The organism is Commensalibacter papalotli (ex Servin-Garciduenas et al. 2014) (assembly GCF_000527695.1).
Taxonomy (GTDB): Bacteria; Pseudomonadota; Alphaproteobacteria; order Acetobacterales; family Acetobacteraceae; genus Commensalibacter; species Commensalibacter papalotli.
On record NZ_ATSX01000001.1, the window covers coordinates 661,668 to 676,437 of the forward strand.

At 34.6% G+C, this 14,770-nt stretch carries 13 protein-coding genes and 1 tRNA gene; 8 read left to right on the top strand and 6 right to left on the bottom strand.

Annotated features, from left to right (window positions below; genetic code table 11):
• Positions 1 to 18: 18 nt before the first annotated feature.
• Entirely contained in the window at positions 19 to 3,450 is a 3,432-nt protein-coding gene (gene dnaE / locus COMX_RS02970) for a DNA polymerase III subunit alpha (protein ID WP_034336806.1), read from the top strand.
• A 40-nt stretch (positions 3,451 to 3,490) separates the two neighbouring features.
• Positions 3,491 to 4,000: a DUF805 domain-containing protein gene (locus COMX_RS11440; RefSeq protein ID WP_051461819.1), complete on the top strand. Its 510-nt coding sequence runs from the start codon at positions 3,491 to 3,493 to the stop codon at positions 3,998 to 4,000.
• A gap of 78 nt (positions 4,001 to 4,078) precedes the next feature.
• Here COMX_RS11440 and COMX_RS02980 read toward each other — a convergent pair whose 3' ends face one another.
• Positions 4,079 to 4,678 carry a cysteine hydrolase family protein gene (locus COMX_RS02980; RefSeq protein ID WP_034336808.1) on the bottom strand — a complete coding sequence of 200 codons (600 nt, stop codon included), beginning with the start codon at positions 4,676 to 4,678 and terminating at the stop codon, positions 4,079 to 4,081.
• Positions 4,679 to 4,801: 123 nt separating this feature from the next.
• Between COMX_RS02980 and panB the strand changes: the two genes are divergently transcribed.
• A complete protein-coding gene (panB, locus tag COMX_RS02985; protein ID WP_034336811.1) occupies positions 4,802 to 5,623 on the top strand; it encodes a 3-methyl-2-oxobutanoate hydroxymethyltransferase in 822 nt (273 codons plus the stop codon).
• Between the two features lie 125 nt (positions 5,624 to 5,748).
• On the opposite strand, the gene COMX_RS02990 is transcribed toward panB, so the two are convergent.
• The 3 genes from COMX_RS02990 to htpG form a co-directional block, all read right to left on the bottom strand.
• Positions 5,749 to 7,362, bottom strand: coding sequence for a glycosyltransferase family protein (locus COMX_RS02990; RefSeq protein ID WP_034336813.1), 1,614 nt, complete (start codon positions 7,360 to 7,362; stop codon positions 5,749 to 5,751).
• Between the two features lie 74 nt (positions 7,363 to 7,436).
• Complete coding sequence (gene pncA, locus COMX_RS02995; RefSeq protein ID WP_051461820.1) at positions 7,437 to 8,105, bottom strand: bifunctional nicotinamidase/pyrazinamidase; 669 nt, start codon at positions 8,103 to 8,105, stop codon at positions 7,437 to 7,439.
• On the bottom strand, positions 8,106 to 9,956 hold the full coding sequence (gene htpG / locus COMX_RS03000; RefSeq protein WP_034336815.1) for a molecular chaperone HtpG: 1,851 nt from the start codon (positions 9,954 to 9,956) through the stop codon (positions 8,106 to 8,108).
• A gap of 87 nt (positions 9,957 to 10,043) precedes the next feature.
• On the opposite strand from htpG, the gene COMX_RS03005 reads away from it, so the two are divergent.
• Positions 10,044 to 10,469, top strand: coding sequence for a CoA-binding protein (locus COMX_RS03005; protein ID WP_051461821.1), 426 nt, complete (start codon positions 10,044 to 10,046; stop codon positions 10,467 to 10,469).
• A 129-nt stretch (positions 10,470 to 10,598) separates the two neighbouring features.
• Complete coding sequence (locus tag COMX_RS11070; RefSeq protein WP_034336818.1) at positions 10,599 to 11,216, top strand: hypothetical protein; 618 nt, start codon at positions 10,599 to 10,601, stop codon at positions 11,214 to 11,216.
• 119 nt (positions 11,217 to 11,335) lie between these two features.
• Here COMX_RS11070 and COMX_RS03015 read toward each other — a convergent pair whose 3' ends face one another.
• On the bottom strand, positions 11,336 to 12,208 hold the full coding sequence (locus COMX_RS03015; protein WP_051461822.1) for an N-formylglutamate amidohydrolase: 873 nt from the start codon (positions 12,206 to 12,208) through the stop codon (positions 11,336 to 11,338).
• A gap of 113 nt (positions 12,209 to 12,321) precedes the next feature.
• Here COMX_RS03015 and COMX_RS03020 point away from each other — a divergent pair.
• Positions 12,322 to 12,396, top strand: a tRNA-Val gene (locus COMX_RS03020).
• Positions 12,397 to 12,481: 85 nt separating this feature from the next.
• A complete protein-coding gene (locus COMX_RS03025; protein WP_051461823.1) occupies positions 12,482 to 13,276 on the top strand; it encodes a tetratricopeptide repeat protein in 795 nt (264 codons plus the stop codon).
• A gap of 3 nt (positions 13,277 to 13,279) precedes the next feature.
• On the opposite strand, the gene COMX_RS03030 is transcribed toward COMX_RS03025, so the two are convergent.
• Positions 13,280 to 13,819: a cytochrome b gene (locus tag COMX_RS03030; protein ID WP_034336820.1), complete on the bottom strand. Its 540-nt coding sequence runs from the start codon at positions 13,817 to 13,819 to the stop codon at positions 13,280 to 13,282.
• Positions 13,820 to 13,914: 95 nt separating this feature from the next.
• On the opposite strand from COMX_RS03030, the gene COMX_RS03035 reads away from it, so the two are divergent.
• Complete coding sequence (locus COMX_RS03035; RefSeq protein WP_034336823.1) at positions 13,915 to 14,523, top strand: fumarylacetoacetate hydrolase family protein; 609 nt, start codon at positions 13,915 to 13,917, stop codon at positions 14,521 to 14,523.
• Positions 14,524 to 14,770 lie beyond the last annotated feature (247 nt).

A 14,770-nucleotide genomic window follows, 5' to 3' on the forward strand; every position in this document is an offset into this window, starting at 1 on the left:
TGAAATTAAAATATAGTAATGCCCCTAGCTCCTTTTATTCATTTACGTAACCATTCTGCATATTCTCTTAGTCAAGGGGCCATTCGAGTACCAAAGATGGTAGAGCTGGCAAAGAAAATGAATATGCCAGCTATTGCCATTACGGATACAGGAAATTTATTTGGAGCTTTGGAATTTTCTAAATATTGTGTTGATGGCGGAATTCAACCCATTATAGGATCACAAATCGGGATTCCTGCTATTGGCGAAAACACAGAATATGCCCGTAGTTGGCCAATTGTGTTATTGGCTCAAAATGAAACAGGATTGCTCAATTTACAATTTTTATCATCAGAAGGATTCTTAAAAGGGGATCCTGCTGATCCTGCTGTTGCAGTAGAGACAATATGTGAACATTCAGAAGGACTTATTTTACTGAGTGGTGGAACAAGAGGGCCTATCTTTAAACTGCTTTCAGAAGGTCAGGAAAAACATGCGTCAGATTTAATTGAGCAACTTGCCAAGGCATTTCCTGATCGTCTTGTGATAGAGTTGAACCGTTTGGGTCTAACAGAAGAAAAAGCCATTGAACCAGGTATTATTGGACTTGCTGATCGTTTCGGGTTTCCCTTAGTGGCAACGAATGAATGTTTTTTCCCCACACCTGATTTATATGAATCGCATGATGCATTGATCTGTATTGCTCAGGGCTGTACTGTTGATATGCAAGATCGATGGAAAGTTACTCCAGAAAACTGGTTTAAACCGCCTGAAATGATGTGTGAACTTTTTGCTGATTTACCAGAGGCTTGTTCAAATACTATAGAGATTGCTAAACGGTGTGCGGTTAAGATTGAAACACGAAAGCCGATGCTGCCTCATAGTCGTAAGATTAAAGAGGGCACAACAGCAGATGAAACTTTACAGCAAATGGCTCAGGCTGGTTTGGATGAGCGTTTAAAAACCTATTCTGATTTAACCGAAGAGAAGCGAAAGGAATATCAACACCGTTTGGAATATGAAATTTCCGTTATTCAAAAAATGGGATTTCCAGGATATTTTTTAATTGTTGCTGATTTTATTCAATGGGCCAAAGAAAATAATATTCCAGTGGGGCCAGGTCGTGGTTCAGGTGCAGGATCATTGGTGGCGTGGGCGTTAACTATTACGGATTTAGACCCTTTACAATTTAATTTATTGTTTGAACGTTTCTTAAATCCTGAGCGTATTTCGATGCCTGACTTTGATATTGACTTTTGTCAGGATCGACGTGATGAGGTCATTGAATATGTCCGTCATGCTTATGGACTTAATCAAGTTGCGCAAATTATTACCTTTGGTAAATTACAGGCCAGAGCAGCCGTGCGTGATGTTGGACGTGTCCTTGGGTTACCTTTTGGGATGGTGAATAAGGTTGCAGAGCTGATCCCTAATAATCCTGCCAAACCAACGACTTTGGGACAGGCGATAGATGGTGAACCTCGCTTGCAAGAAATGCGCGATAGTGATGAAAATATCAGACGTTTGATGGAGGTGGCTTTACAATTGGAAGGTTTATACCGTCACGCTGGAACCCATGCTGCTGGGGTAGTGATTGGAGATAGACCTTTGGTAGAGTTGGTACCGCTCTATCGAGATCCGCGTAGCGATATGTTGGTTACCCAATATAATATGAAGTTCGTTGAGCAAGTTGGGCTGGTGAAGTTTGACTTTCTGGGCTTGACGACGCTTACGATCTTACAGCGTGCTGTAAATATGTTGGAAAAGCTGGGTCAACATATTGATCTTGCTTCTATTCCTTTGAATGATAAGCCAACGTATGAAATGTTGAGCCGTGGTGAATCTGGCGGGGTGTTCCAGTTCGAAGGTGCTGGCATGCGAGATGTATTGCGTCAAATGCAGCCCACACGAATTGAGGATTTAATTGCGGCGGTGGCCTTATATCGTCCTGGTCCTATGGCGAATATTCCTGATTATTGCCGCAGAAAACATGGAGAGGCGTGGGAGCCACCGCACGAGCAAATCCGTGATATTCTTGAAGAGACCTATGGAATTATGGTCTATCAGGAACAGGTAATGCAGATTGCTCAAAAAATGGCGAAATATAGCCTAGGCGCTGCTGATTTATTACGCCGTGCGATGGGTAAAAAAATTCGCTCTGAAATGGATCAACAACGTGAGATCTTTACCAAAGGTGCGATTGAGAACGGGGTTGATGAAAAAAAAGCTATAGAAGTTTTTGATTTAATGGCACGCTTTGCTGATTATGGATTTAACAAATCTCATGCGGCGGCTTATGCGTTGGTCTCTTATCAAACAGCATGGATGAAGGCTAATTACCCAGTAGCTTTTTTTGCAGCATGTATGTCTTTGGCAATCGAAAAGACTGATAAGCTAGCAATTTTAAGGCAAGAAGCCAAGCGTATTAATATTCCTGTTTTACCTCCTGATATAAATAAATCGGGCGCAGATTTTGAGATCGAAAAGCAAGAAGATGGGACTTATGCTATTCGTTACGCTTTCGCTGCGATTAAGAGGGCTGGTTTTTCCGCAATGCAAGGCATTGCAGAGGCTAGAGGAGGGCAACCCTTCAAAGATTTACTTGATTTTGCCGAGCGTATCGATTGTCAAAATTTAAATAAAGGGCAATTGGAAAATCTGGCTAAAGCAGGGGCATTTGATTCCATTGAGCCCAATCGACATAAAGTATTCGCTGCTGCTGAAGTGATTTTACGTAGAGCACACGCCCGTAAAGATGAAAAGGCCAGTGGTCAAATTGGTTTATTTCAAATGGGGGATATAAAGACTGTCGAGCCTTTGAAGTTACCTTCTGTGTTTGAATGGCCGGAAATAGAGCGCCTAACGATGGAAGCCGAAGCCATTGGGTATCATATGACGGCTCATCCTTTGGATTCATTTAGAGCGTTATTGGATAAAATGGCTATTCAGCCTATGACGCATCTACAACAGCTGGCTCGTTCTGGGAGTACGCGTATTCGGTTGGCGGGATGTATTTTAAACACCAAAGTGCGTCCTACGAAAAAAGGAACAAAAATGGCTTGGGTGGGTCTATCTGACAAGAGTGGAGCCTGTGAAGTAACATTTTTTTCCGAAACGCTTAATCGATCCAGAGATTTGTTGGTGACAGGAAAAATGGTTATTGTTACCGTAGATTTACGTATGGATGAAGAAAATTTACGTATTACAGCGCAACATGTTGAAGACCTAGAAGATGCGATTACAGGTTTAGTCAAAGAAATTAAAATATGGATCAAAGATTTAGATTCAGTTAAAAAAATATCAAATATTTTAGCCAATACACAAAAGGGTAGAGGAAAAGTAGTTTTAGTTCCTCAATGTGGCAATCAACAAGAGGTCGAGGTAATTTTACCTGAATATTATAATGTATCCCCCATCCTTGCACAGCATATCAAAGTAATACAAGGGGTCGAAAAAGTAGAACAATATTAGCTTTATTTTGATATTATTTAAAAGGGTTCAAATAAAAAAAATGTTCTATATCAAGAATATATTTAATGAGTATTATTATACTTTATCCAGATGGAAAGATTATAAAAGTAGAAGCCCAAGAAGAGAGTGTTGGATTTTTAATTGTATTAACATAGTGTGTTATTTTGTTTTGCTTCAACTTAGAGATACTATTACTCAACAGAATGTATTCAATATTTTTATGGGAATAACATACATATATGTTTTATTTATTCTTATTCCTAGTATTCCTCTTGTAATAAGAAGGTTGCATGATTTAGGATTTTCAGGGAAATGGTATTTTTTATATCTATTTGCTTATATTGTTGACGATTTTTTTCTAGATGGTGGTATCTATGAAGATTTGTTTTCACAATCTACAGATTTCACATACCGTATAATTTTATTATTTGTTATCCTTATTATATATTCAATATTTATAATAATCTTTATAGCTACTTTTTTCTGCCCAGGAAACCAAGGGAGAAATAAATACGGTTCTGCATTATCTGCATTATCAAAAAATAATTAATATACATCATGTATCGTAAGTCTTGTGTTTGAAGTTTGCTGTTAAATTAAAGCAATTCGCGACAAACTTCATTGATATTTATCCGATTGTTTTCAACCACTCTTTGTGATTAATAACATGAGAAAAGAGGGTCAAGTCTTTTTCTAAAGCCATATTGTGTTCTTCCATGCTCAAAGTAGCACAACAGTCGTTTAAGGTAGTAACATCATAGCCCTTTTCATAGGCAGTACGTACTGTTGATTCAACACAACAATTTGTCAGAAAGCCACAAATCGCCAATGATTTAATATTCAACTGACGTAAAATAAAATCCAGATTTGTGCTGTAAAATGCATCTAAGCCGCGTTTACCTTCGAGTATAATTTCATGAGATAATGGTTTAACATTATCTATAATTTCTGCACCCCAACTGCCTTGACGAAATGCTTTGGCAGAAATTACATTTTGTAATACGCCATAAGTTGGTTTTCTGAGCTCTCGATAATTATCAGAGAAACTAATGGGCGAATAAATAACCGTAACGCCCTTTTCACGTGCGGCTTTTAACGCCGCTTGACTGTTTGCCAGCATATTCGTTTGATGCATACAATCTTTTACTCCGTTATGTAAAGCACCGTTTACGGAGGTAAAATCATGTTGATATTCGATTAAAATCAAAGCAGTTTGAGAAGCCATCATAAGAAAATGCCTTTTAAATTGATGAATGAGTAATTTACATTCTATTTTGATAATGCTTAATATATTAGTTCAATTTAATTTAAAACTTTATTTCACTTAAAAGATAGAAGAAAAGCTAATTCTATGACTAATACACCTATAAAACGTTTGACTGTTCCTAATATCATAACAAAAAAAGGTAAAGAACCGATTGTCTCTTTGACGGCTTATACAACACCAGTGGCTCAATTAATGGACGAGCATGTAGATCTGATCTTGGTTGGTGATTCTTTGGGAATGGTGATTTACGGGTTGGATACAACATTGTCAGTGACAACAGAGATGATGATTGCTCATGGTCAAGCTGTGATGAGAGGAACGCAACGGGCTTGTGTAATGGTGGATTTGCCCTTTGCTTCATATCAAGAAAGCCCCCAACAAGCATTTCGGACAGCTTCTCGTATTTTACAAGAAACAGGTGCAGCGGCTGTTAAATTAGAGGGCGGAGAAGAAATGGCCGAAACGGTGGAATTCCTAACCAAAAGAAATATTCCAGTTTGTGGTCATGTTGGCTTAATGCCTCAGGCTGTGCAGATGATGGGGGGATTTAAAGTAGCTGGAAAAAACGATGAGAGTGTGCAAAAAGTTATTCGTGACAGCCATGCTATCGCCAAGGCTGGGGCTTTTGCAATCGTATTAGAAGGGGTTGTTGAACCAGTAGCCCAAACCATTACACAACAAATTGCTATTCCAACTATTGGGATTGGTGCTTCGCCTGCTTGTGATGGGCAAGTCTTGGTTTGTGATGATATTTTTGGTGTATTCCAAGGTTTCAAACCCAAATTTGTTAAACGTTATGCTCAAGTTGGACAAACGATGACAGAAGCTGTTCAACAATATGCACAGGAAGTTCGTTCAAGAGCATTTCCGACGATGGAATATTGTTTTCAACCGAACAAAGGCTAATTACCAATTACGATGATCTGAAATCGGATCATCGTATTAATTTAATTTCTTAGTATTTTCATTTTTAAATATTACTGATTTTATCTTTTAGAGTAATATATATTGAAAATGTTAAAATTGTATATTTACACTTTCAATAACATTTTGTTATCAGATCTTTTTAATTTTATTAAGCTCATAATTCCAATTAAAAATAAAATAAAACCCATATAATATTGTTGTCTTTCTTGTGATATGGATATGGTATGGTCGCCTTTATGAAGATATATTCCTAACCGTCCATCTTTTGTATAGATGGTTGGAATATTTTTATTATTTATAATTATCTTTATAAAATTATAATAAATTAATGGTAAAGAAACGATACTATCTTGTAGAACAACAACTTTATATTCTGGAAATCCATTGCGTATTTGTGATGATTTGATAGTATAATTAACGTTTTGATTATCATTACTAAAAATATTTTTTGAAGTATCAAAATCATGGTAATAACCATTATGTTGAGTATGATTGTTCAGGTAATCATGATATAAGTAACTGTTATTATAGTCGTTTATTACATAATGACGATGTGAATATGCTTTCATATATGGGTAATAGTTGCACAGCAATGATAGTATAATTATTAGAGGGCAAATAATTAATCTATTTCTTTTTAAAATTATGGGGGATAGCCATAATGAAAATAAGCATATAATTGTTGAAAATAAACGCCATGGATATTGCATGATATTAAACAAAATGAATTTGTCTGGAAAAACCCACCAAGGAAATAAAAATGTTGTTAAAAAAATAATAGTCACGATGAAGATTATTTTTTTCTTACTACATATATTGTTTTTAAAAAAAGAAATAATGAGTAAACAATTACCAATAATACCAATGCTAAATATCATATTTTGATATGGGTTAATATTAAAGATCACCAATGGCAGCTTTGCGACTGATTTGTATATTTGAGTGTAGCTGTCTGTTTGTGAAGACATTACAATATACTGTCCAGATAAATTATATAATAGTGGTACAAAATAAATTGCTGATATGGCAATAGTTATCAGTAAGCTTTTTAATAAAAATATTATATTTTCTTTTTTGATGAATGTTTGAAAATAAAATAAAAAATAAAAGAATGACATAATTATAATACAAATAGTCGTAGGAATATTTGTTATGCAAATTAATGATGCCATTAAAGGGATTAAATAACGATCTTGTTGATCAGTTCTAAAGGAATCAAGTCCTCTAATATATAATATAATAAAGCCAAATGACGTATATTCGGCAATAGCAAAACGTGTAAAAATAGCTGTTAGATAGTAGGCCGAGCTTAATAATAAAGCAGCACAAAATAATCCAACCCAATAAGACTTGTACTGTCTATAGCCAGCATAAAATGCACACATAAAATTCACTAGGCTAATCAATAGCCATATAAATTTAAAATGAGCAATATTGTTTTCTCCATAACAAACAAGATATGATAATAAAAAATAGATATTAGTTAAGGGAGGATAAAAAGCTTGCCAAGAGTATCCGTAACCATTATTCCAAAAGTCAAATAATGGTAAAAACTGACTATGTTTTACTTCATCATGCAAAGATATCATGCGTGACGTGTGAGCAACCCAATCAAGTCCAGTAAATAAACCAGGTAAAAATATATTGACAATAATTAATAGTAAAGGCAGTAAACAAAAGAAAATAAGAAGTAAGTTTATATAATTTTTTTTTGACATTATAATAATATTTTCAGGTTATAGGAATATGTTTCTATAATATAGATAGTTATTATATGGCAATATTTATTGTATTAATAAAGTGAGTTCACGGTTATCTTGTCACTGAGAATATACTTTGTTCCTATAGCTAGGAGTATTTTTTTTTGATATTCGGTGCTGGAGATTTGATTGGAAAGCATCAAATTTACAGGCTTGGTTGCATCGATAATAATATAACTTTCAAACCCAGCGTTAACAGCATCCATTGCAGAATACGCAACGCAAAAATCTTCTGCTAATCCAGCAAAGAAAATGCGTTTGATACCGATTTTTTGTAACCAGTTGATTAGTCCAGTCGATGTTTTGCAATCATTTTCATAAAAGGCTGAATAGCTATCAATATCTTGATGCCATCCTTTACGAAAAATCTTTTGAAAACAGTCTTGTTGTAATTCAGAGGATAATTCTGCGCCCTTTGTATTTTGTACAGCATGAGCAGGCCATAAAGTTTGTTTGCCATAAGGCAATTCAATTGCATCATATGGTTTTGCGCCAGGATGATTACATGCAAAAGAAATATGATCTTTGGGATGCCAATCTTGAGTGGCAAAAGAACGCTGAAAACGGTGGGATAAAAGATGATTAATGACAGGAATAATTTGATCCCCATCTTTAACCCCTAATGCCCCACCAGGTAAAAAGTCATTTTGCACATCAATTACAGCCAAAATATCGGTTTGTTGATTAATGTGCATTATCATTTATTTACCCGTTAATGCGGTTGCAATACGACGAGCAAACAAAGTTGGATCAACAGGCATTTCGCCATCTTGAACTCTGGCAAGATCAAGCAAAATACTTGCTTCATCGTTAATATCTTTGCCATCTTTGGCTTTTAATACCAAAGATTTAATCCAAGGATGATTTGGATTTAACTCTAATACAGGCGATGGGGAGGGCATTGACTTGTCATTACGGCGCATTAGGCGTTGCATTTGTAAATCTGGCCCACCAGCAGACGCAGCCAAAATTACAGGACTGTCAACCAAGCGTTGAGTAGTACGCACTTCGCTGACTTTATCCCCTAAAGTTTCTTTTAAAGATTTAATTAAACCCTCTTCCTCTTCGCTGTTGACATGTTCAACATCACCCATCAGCTTTTCAAGATCTTCTTTGGCTTGGGTAATGCTACGTAAAGGTTTATCTGCATATTTACCAACGCGATCAGGCCAAAAAGCATCAACGGCATCGGTGAAGAGCAATACTTCAATACCTTGTGCTTTAAATCCTTCAAGTTGAGGGGAAGATGAAAGAATTTCTTTAGAATCTCCAGCTAAGAAATAAATTGCTTCCTGGCCATCTTTCATCCGTGAAACATAATCTGGCAGGGTGGTTAAACCTTCCTCGGTAGAAGAGTAAAATCTGGAAAGTTTAAGAATACTTTCTGAATGTTCTCCATTTTCCCATAATCCTTCTTTGAAGATTGCACCGAACAGATTCCAGAATGTTTCGTATTTTTCTTTATCTTCAGAAAGTTTTTGTAATTCAGAAATAACGCGGTTGGTCAAAGCTTTACGAATACGAGCCAACACAGGGGTATTTTGTAACATTTCACGAGAAACGTTTAAAGGTAAGTCTTCTGTATCCACAATCCCTTGGATAAAACGTAACCAAGCAGGTAACATTTCAGCTTCGTCAGTAATGAACATACGACGTACATGAAGGCGAACTTTACTTTTTCTTTCTTGATCCACAGGAGCAAAAGGAGAAATCATTCCTGGAATAAAAAGGAGTGAAGTGAACTCAAATACACCTTCAGCATGCCATAACAGAGTTGCCAAGGGTTTATCGAATAAATGGGTAATATGACGGTAAAAATCATCCATTTGTTCGTCGGTGATTTCACTGCGGGGTTTGCGCCATAAAGCAGTACCTTCGTTGGCGTTTCTTTCTTCTTCTTCGCCTTGTTTAATAACGATTGGCCATGCAATATGATCCGCCCATTTGCGAATAATATTTTCCAAGCGCATGCTTTCTAAATATTCATCAGCATCGCTTTTAATATGTAAAATAATAGTCGTGCCCGCGGTATCACGGGTTGCTTGGGTTAAAGTATACTGACCTTTACCTTCAGAAACCCAACTCCATGCCTCATCAGTACCTGCACGACGAGAAATGACTTCAACTTTGTCAGCCACCATGAATGCAGAATAAAAACCAACACCAAATTGACCAATTAAATTAGGGCGGTCTTCTGGTTTTGCATCTTTTAATTCTTTTTCAAAAGCTCGGGTTCCAGAACGTGCAATAGTACCAAGATTTTGGATGATTTCTTCTTTGCTCATGCCAATACCGTCATCGCTGATGGTTAAAAGGCGTGCATCCTTGTCAATGTTTATGCGTAGTTGGGGCGTTGCAGGTAGGGCACATGCTTCATTGGTAAGTGCTTCAAAACGTCTTCTGTCTGTAGCATCGGCAGAGTTAGCAATGAGCTCACGTAGAAAAATTTCTCTTTCTGAATAAAGAGCGTGAACCACTAAATCCATAAGGCGTTCAACTTCAGCACTAAACTGATGTTGTTCTTCTTTGTGATTTGATGTGTCAGTAGTCATGAAATAAATTTCCTATAATTTAATTATTTTTAAATTTTCATCTGTTATTATACAATAAATGGCTAATAAAAATAAAGAGGCAAAACAATGGCAAAAATTTTAACAGAACAATCAGACATTTTGAAAGATTTATTAGCACTTAAAACGATTGCTTTGGTTGGCGCATCCAACAAGCCTGAGCGTCCTAGCTATGGAGTTATGAAAAAATTATTAGATTATGGATTTAAAGTTATCCCTGTAAATCCTGGTTTGGAAGGGCAACAAATACTAGAACAAAAAGTTTTTGCAAATTTGTCTGATATTAATGTACCAATCGATATGGTAGAGGTCTTTCGCAATACAGATGCTGTTCCAGAAATTGTTGATGAGATGTTAACTTTAAAACTATTACCTAAACTTTTATGGACACAGCTGGGTATCGTTCATGAAGTTGCTGCTCAGCGTGCAGTGAGTGCAGGTATTGATGTAGTAATGGATCGTTGTCCTGTGATTGAATTAGGATTACATGGATAGTGCAAAATAAACAAAATATTAGTTTATATAATATGAGTTATACTGATACTAAGTAATAAATTCGTTTATAAAAGCATTTCTATAGATATGTGATTATAACTTAATGACTAATTTATAACGAGATTTTTTATGATATTTATAATTATTATAATGTCTTTGATTGTTATTTTGCCATCAATTTTTATTTTTTTTGTCATTAGAAATAAGTTTAGAAATTTGGATATTTTTCTTTCTGCTTCGTTTTTTATACTTTGTATTTATTATGGATCTTCAAACGATTTTTTTATCTTCTTTTTTGGTCTATTCATTTTAATTTGTCTGCTTTTTGTATCTGTTGCCATTATTTTTAATCATTTTAAGGAAAATAAATCTGTTAGAAATCTCATAATATCGGTATTTCTTATAATTTGTGCCCCAGTGGCAGCGATCACTTCATCTAAACTTTATCCCTATTCGATATTTTATCAGTGGGTTTTATTTCATCCAATGCAGTTTGAAGAAGCAAAAGGACAAGAAGGTTTTTTATACGAAATTGACTCATGGGGTTTTGCAGGAATGGATTCTTCGCTTATGCTTGCGTCCAGCCAAAGTTATAATCTCAGCGTATCTGATGATTTAAAATTATGGAAAATGAAAAATAAAATTGTTTGCGATGTATCTCGTGTATATAAAGTATATCCAAATTTATATACAATATTCCCATATACCAACGCAGAGTGTTATAAAAAAGACGATATTTATAAATGATGATAAGGTTTTATGTTTATTAACATATTCTTCTCTATACCTTTAATCAAAGCTGTGTTCATCTGATATCGTGCTTATTCAAGTTGAATTATTATAAGCTAGTGCTGAAGATTTAATATTTAGTTATTGAAGATGGTTTTTTGTAAACATATCCATTTAATATACTCGATTAATATTGATTGTAATACTGTGAATCCTCCATGCATTTCAAAATCATCTTCTTTCATATATAGGCTTTTATTAATCTCAATTTGCATGGTATGGATATTTTGCTTGGGGTTACCATAATGGCGAGTAATATAACCTCCTGCATAAGGGGTGTTTTTACTGACTTTTAAACCGTGTTGAGTAAAGAATTTTTGACTGTTATTAATCAGTGTCGATGAGCATGTTTGTGCAAAGCCATCCCCTAAGACAATATCTGTATAATAGGGGCTTCGTTTAGGCATCGAAGGCATTGAATGGACGTCTAAAAGAATACAGCCCCCATAATGATCACAACTGGTTTGAATAAATTGTTGAATTTGCTGATGATAAGAAAACCAATAAGTCTCAATTCTTTGATAGATTTTAGGAAATGATAAATAATATTTATAAATTGGTCTGCCCAAAGCACTGATTTTATGAACAGTGCCAAAGCCCCTTTTAACTTGATAGCTGTTTTGATTACACCAATCTGGCAAGCGATCCTTGAACATATCAGGGTCCAGCTCCCATGCTTCACGGTTTAAATCACAAAATATTCTCGGCAGAGTGGCTTGTAACAAAGTAACGCCAAGTTGAGGGAACTGATCGCATAAAAGATGAACATAGCTATCTTCACTTTTACGCAATTCCTCTATAGAGAGCCTACTTAAAGATAATAATTGTGTATCATATTGCATTCCAGAATGAGGAGAGCTGACTAGGATTGGATAAGGATGCATATTTTGTGGATATTGCATAATAAAGGGTGAGGAAAATGAAGAATCTATAAGATCAAAAAGTGACATTGGTAATCCATATAAACAATATTCATAAATATCTTTTAAAATATTTCATTTTTTTTACTTTGACCACTTGCACTTTTAAAAGAACATCGTTATTAAACGTTTATCAGCTAGATGGGTGTATAGCTCAGCGGGAGAGCACTACCTTGACATGGTAGGGGTCACAGGTTCAATCCCTGTTACACCCACCATCTAAGCTATAGTATAAAAATTTCCCATAAAATAGATAGAATTACCTGTTTTAATATGACAGTTACGTTTTTAGGGGCTCATTAAATGCTTCGATATAGATATTTTTTTGCTATTTTTGCCTCTTTGTCGTTTTATAATAATTTTGCTAGTGCAAAAACTGGTAATCCATTTTCAAATAATAATAATATTTATTTATCTCAAACATCCTCAAATGGAAATCCATATATAACTAATAATGTTAGTTTAGATACAATCAAATCTAAGGCCAATCATGGAGATGCAAATGCTCAGTTGACTTTAGGATTGTTATATAGTCTAGGAAAACGCGTACCTGTAGATCATAAAAAAGAACTATATTGGTACCAAAAAGCAGCTGATCAAGGAAATGCAAATGCTCAACTCATGCTGGCGTTATCTTATAAAGATGGAATTATTATTTCTCAAAATGATAAAAAAGCTGCTTATTGGTTTCAAAAATCAGCAGATCAAGGACAACCTATAGCACAATTTGAACTTGGATTAATGTATTATGAAGGTAAAGGTATTCTTCAAAATTCTATTAAGGCAAAAGAATATTATCAAAAAGCGGCCAATCAAGGAAATGTTAATGCTTTGGTAAATTTGGGCACAATGTATGATATAGGACAAGGTATTCCTCAGGATTTTAAAAAAGCAAAAATTTACTTCGAAAAAGCAATAGATAAAGGAAGTGATTTGGCTAAAATTAAATTAGGTATTAAATACCAATCAGGAGAGGGTTTACCAAAAGATAATAAAAAAGCGTTGAATTTACTTCAGCAAGGATGCAAAGCTTCTCCTAAGCTGTGTGATGTACAAACCCATTCCATAATTTCAAAATTAAAAGCTCAACAAAACTAATTTTTATTTGAACATCATAGAGTTAAACACACTATCTTTGTCAATAAAACGATGTTTCAAAGCACTGGCAATATGCCCAATAACCATAACCCCTACTACCCAAGATAAATAAACATGTGTAGGTTTTAAAATAGCTTTTAATTCTGGATTTTTTTGTATGATGTCCGGTAAGTTAAACAAATATAAAACAGGTGCTTGATAACCTGCACTCCAGCTTAACAAACAACCAGTTATTGGCATCAATATCAATGCAAGATATAAGATAATATGCATGATGTGAGCTAATTTTTTCATGATTGGAGACATAGTATCAGGCAATTTAGGGGCGGGGTGGGTATAACGCCAAAAGATACGAATAAAAAACAAGAAAATAATAGTTGTAGCAATATTCTTATGTAATCCGATTAAGGTATGTTGCAGAGCATCTGTATTTGTATCGAAAATCAGATGGTTTGAATAAAAAGCAAGGCACCATACAAAAATAAATATTGCAGCCATCAACCAATGTAAGATTTTTGCAGTCAAAGTATAAGAATTATTCATGCGATCATTTTCAATAAATAAATTTGGGTAATTTAGATTTGTTTATATAATGAAAATTAAAAAGAGTAACGTCAATTTATGTAATGGAGATTAAAATGATTAATAATATTTACTGTATTGGCAGAAACTATTCTGAACATGCCGAAGAGTTGGGAAATAAGGTAGAAGCAGAGCCAATTATTTTCAGTAAACCAAACTCGTCGTTGGTAACCAATAATACCATTCAATTACCTGATTTTTCTGATGTTGTTCATTATGAAACAGAGTTAGTGATTAAGATTGTCAAGGAAGGGTTCCAGATTAAACAAGAAGATGCTGAATCCTATTATGATGAAATAGCCATTGGTTTGGATTTAACAGCTAGGGATTTGCAATCAAAGCTCAAAGAAAAGAAATTACCTTGGTTTTTATCCAAAGGATTTAAAGATTCTTGTTATGTTTCTTCTTTTGTGAATAAATTTAAGTTTAAAGAAAAAATTAGTTTTTCAATGAAATTAAATGGTGAAACAAGACAAGAAGGGTACACTCAAGATATGATATTTACCATTCCAGAAATTATTGCTTATTTGAGTCAGTTTATTATCTTAAAGCCTAATGATCTGATTTATACAGGCACGCCCAAAGGGGTTGGTCAATTAAATCATGGGGATCAGCTTGAGCTTTTTATAGAATCTCAAAAAATGGCTGATTTAAAGGTTTTTTGATTTTATATTTCTTATTTAAAGTCATAAGGTATTCAAACCCGTTGGTAAGCTGTTAAATAGAAAATATGGCATCAATATATAGTTTTTTAAGTGATGAAGATTGGACAAAGGGTTATTTTTTTTATGAAAAGTTTTTCAACATATTCATTGTCAGAGATAAATGCGAACTCTTCACAATTAACCCAAGATTCTGTAATAGATACCAACGTTTTAAATTTGTCTGTCTTTTACAAGTTTAATTTTATCA

What these genes read in the sequence shown, in the direction of transcription:
- COMX_RS11440 (WP_051461819.1), top strand. Translation starts at nt 3,491, where the DNA reads ATGTTCTATATCAAGAATATATTTAATGAGTATTATTATACTTTATCC.
- COMX_RS11070 (WP_034336818.1), top strand. Translation starts at nt 10,599, where the DNA reads ATGATATTTATAATTATTATAATGTCTTTGATTGTTATTTTGCCATCA.
- COMX_RS03035 (WP_034336823.1), top strand. Translation starts at nt 13,915, where the DNA reads ATGATTAATAATATTTACTGTATTGGCAGAAACTATTCTGAACATGCC.
- htpG (WP_034336815.1), bottom strand. Translation starts at nt 9,956, where the DNA reads ATGACTACTGACACATCAAATCACAAAGAAGAACAACATCAGTTTAGT.
- COMX_RS03025 (WP_051461823.1), top strand. Translation starts at nt 12,482, where the DNA reads ATGCTTCGATATAGATATTTTTTTGCTATTTTTGCCTCTTTGTCGTTT.
- COMX_RS02980 (WP_034336808.1), bottom strand. Translation starts at nt 4,678, where the DNA reads ATGATGGCTTCTCAAACTGCTTTGATTTTAATCGAATATCAACATGAT.
- COMX_RS02990 (WP_034336813.1), bottom strand. Translation starts at nt 7,362, where the DNA reads ATGTCAAAAAAAAATTATATAAACTTACTTCTTATTTTCTTTTGTTTA.
- pncA (WP_051461820.1), bottom strand. Translation starts at nt 8,105, where the DNA reads ATGATAATGCACATTAATCAACAAACCGATATTTTGGCTGTAATTGAT.
- COMX_RS03030 (WP_034336820.1), bottom strand. Translation starts at nt 13,819, where the DNA reads ATGAATAATTCTTATACTTTGACTGCAAAAATCTTACATTGGTTGATG.
- dnaE (WP_034336806.1), top strand. Translation starts at nt 19, where the DNA reads ATGCCCCTAGCTCCTTTTATTCATTTACGTAACCATTCTGCATATTCT.
- COMX_RS03015 (WP_051461822.1), bottom strand. Translation starts at nt 12,208, where the DNA reads ATGTCACTTTTTGATCTTATAGATTCTTCATTTTCCTCACCCTTTATT.
- COMX_RS03005 (WP_051461821.1), top strand. Translation starts at nt 10,044, where the DNA reads ATGGCAAAAATTTTAACAGAACAATCAGACATTTTGAAAGATTTATTA.
- panB (WP_034336811.1), top strand. Translation starts at nt 4,802, where the DNA reads ATGACTAATACACCTATAAAACGTTTGACTGTTCCTAATATCATAACA.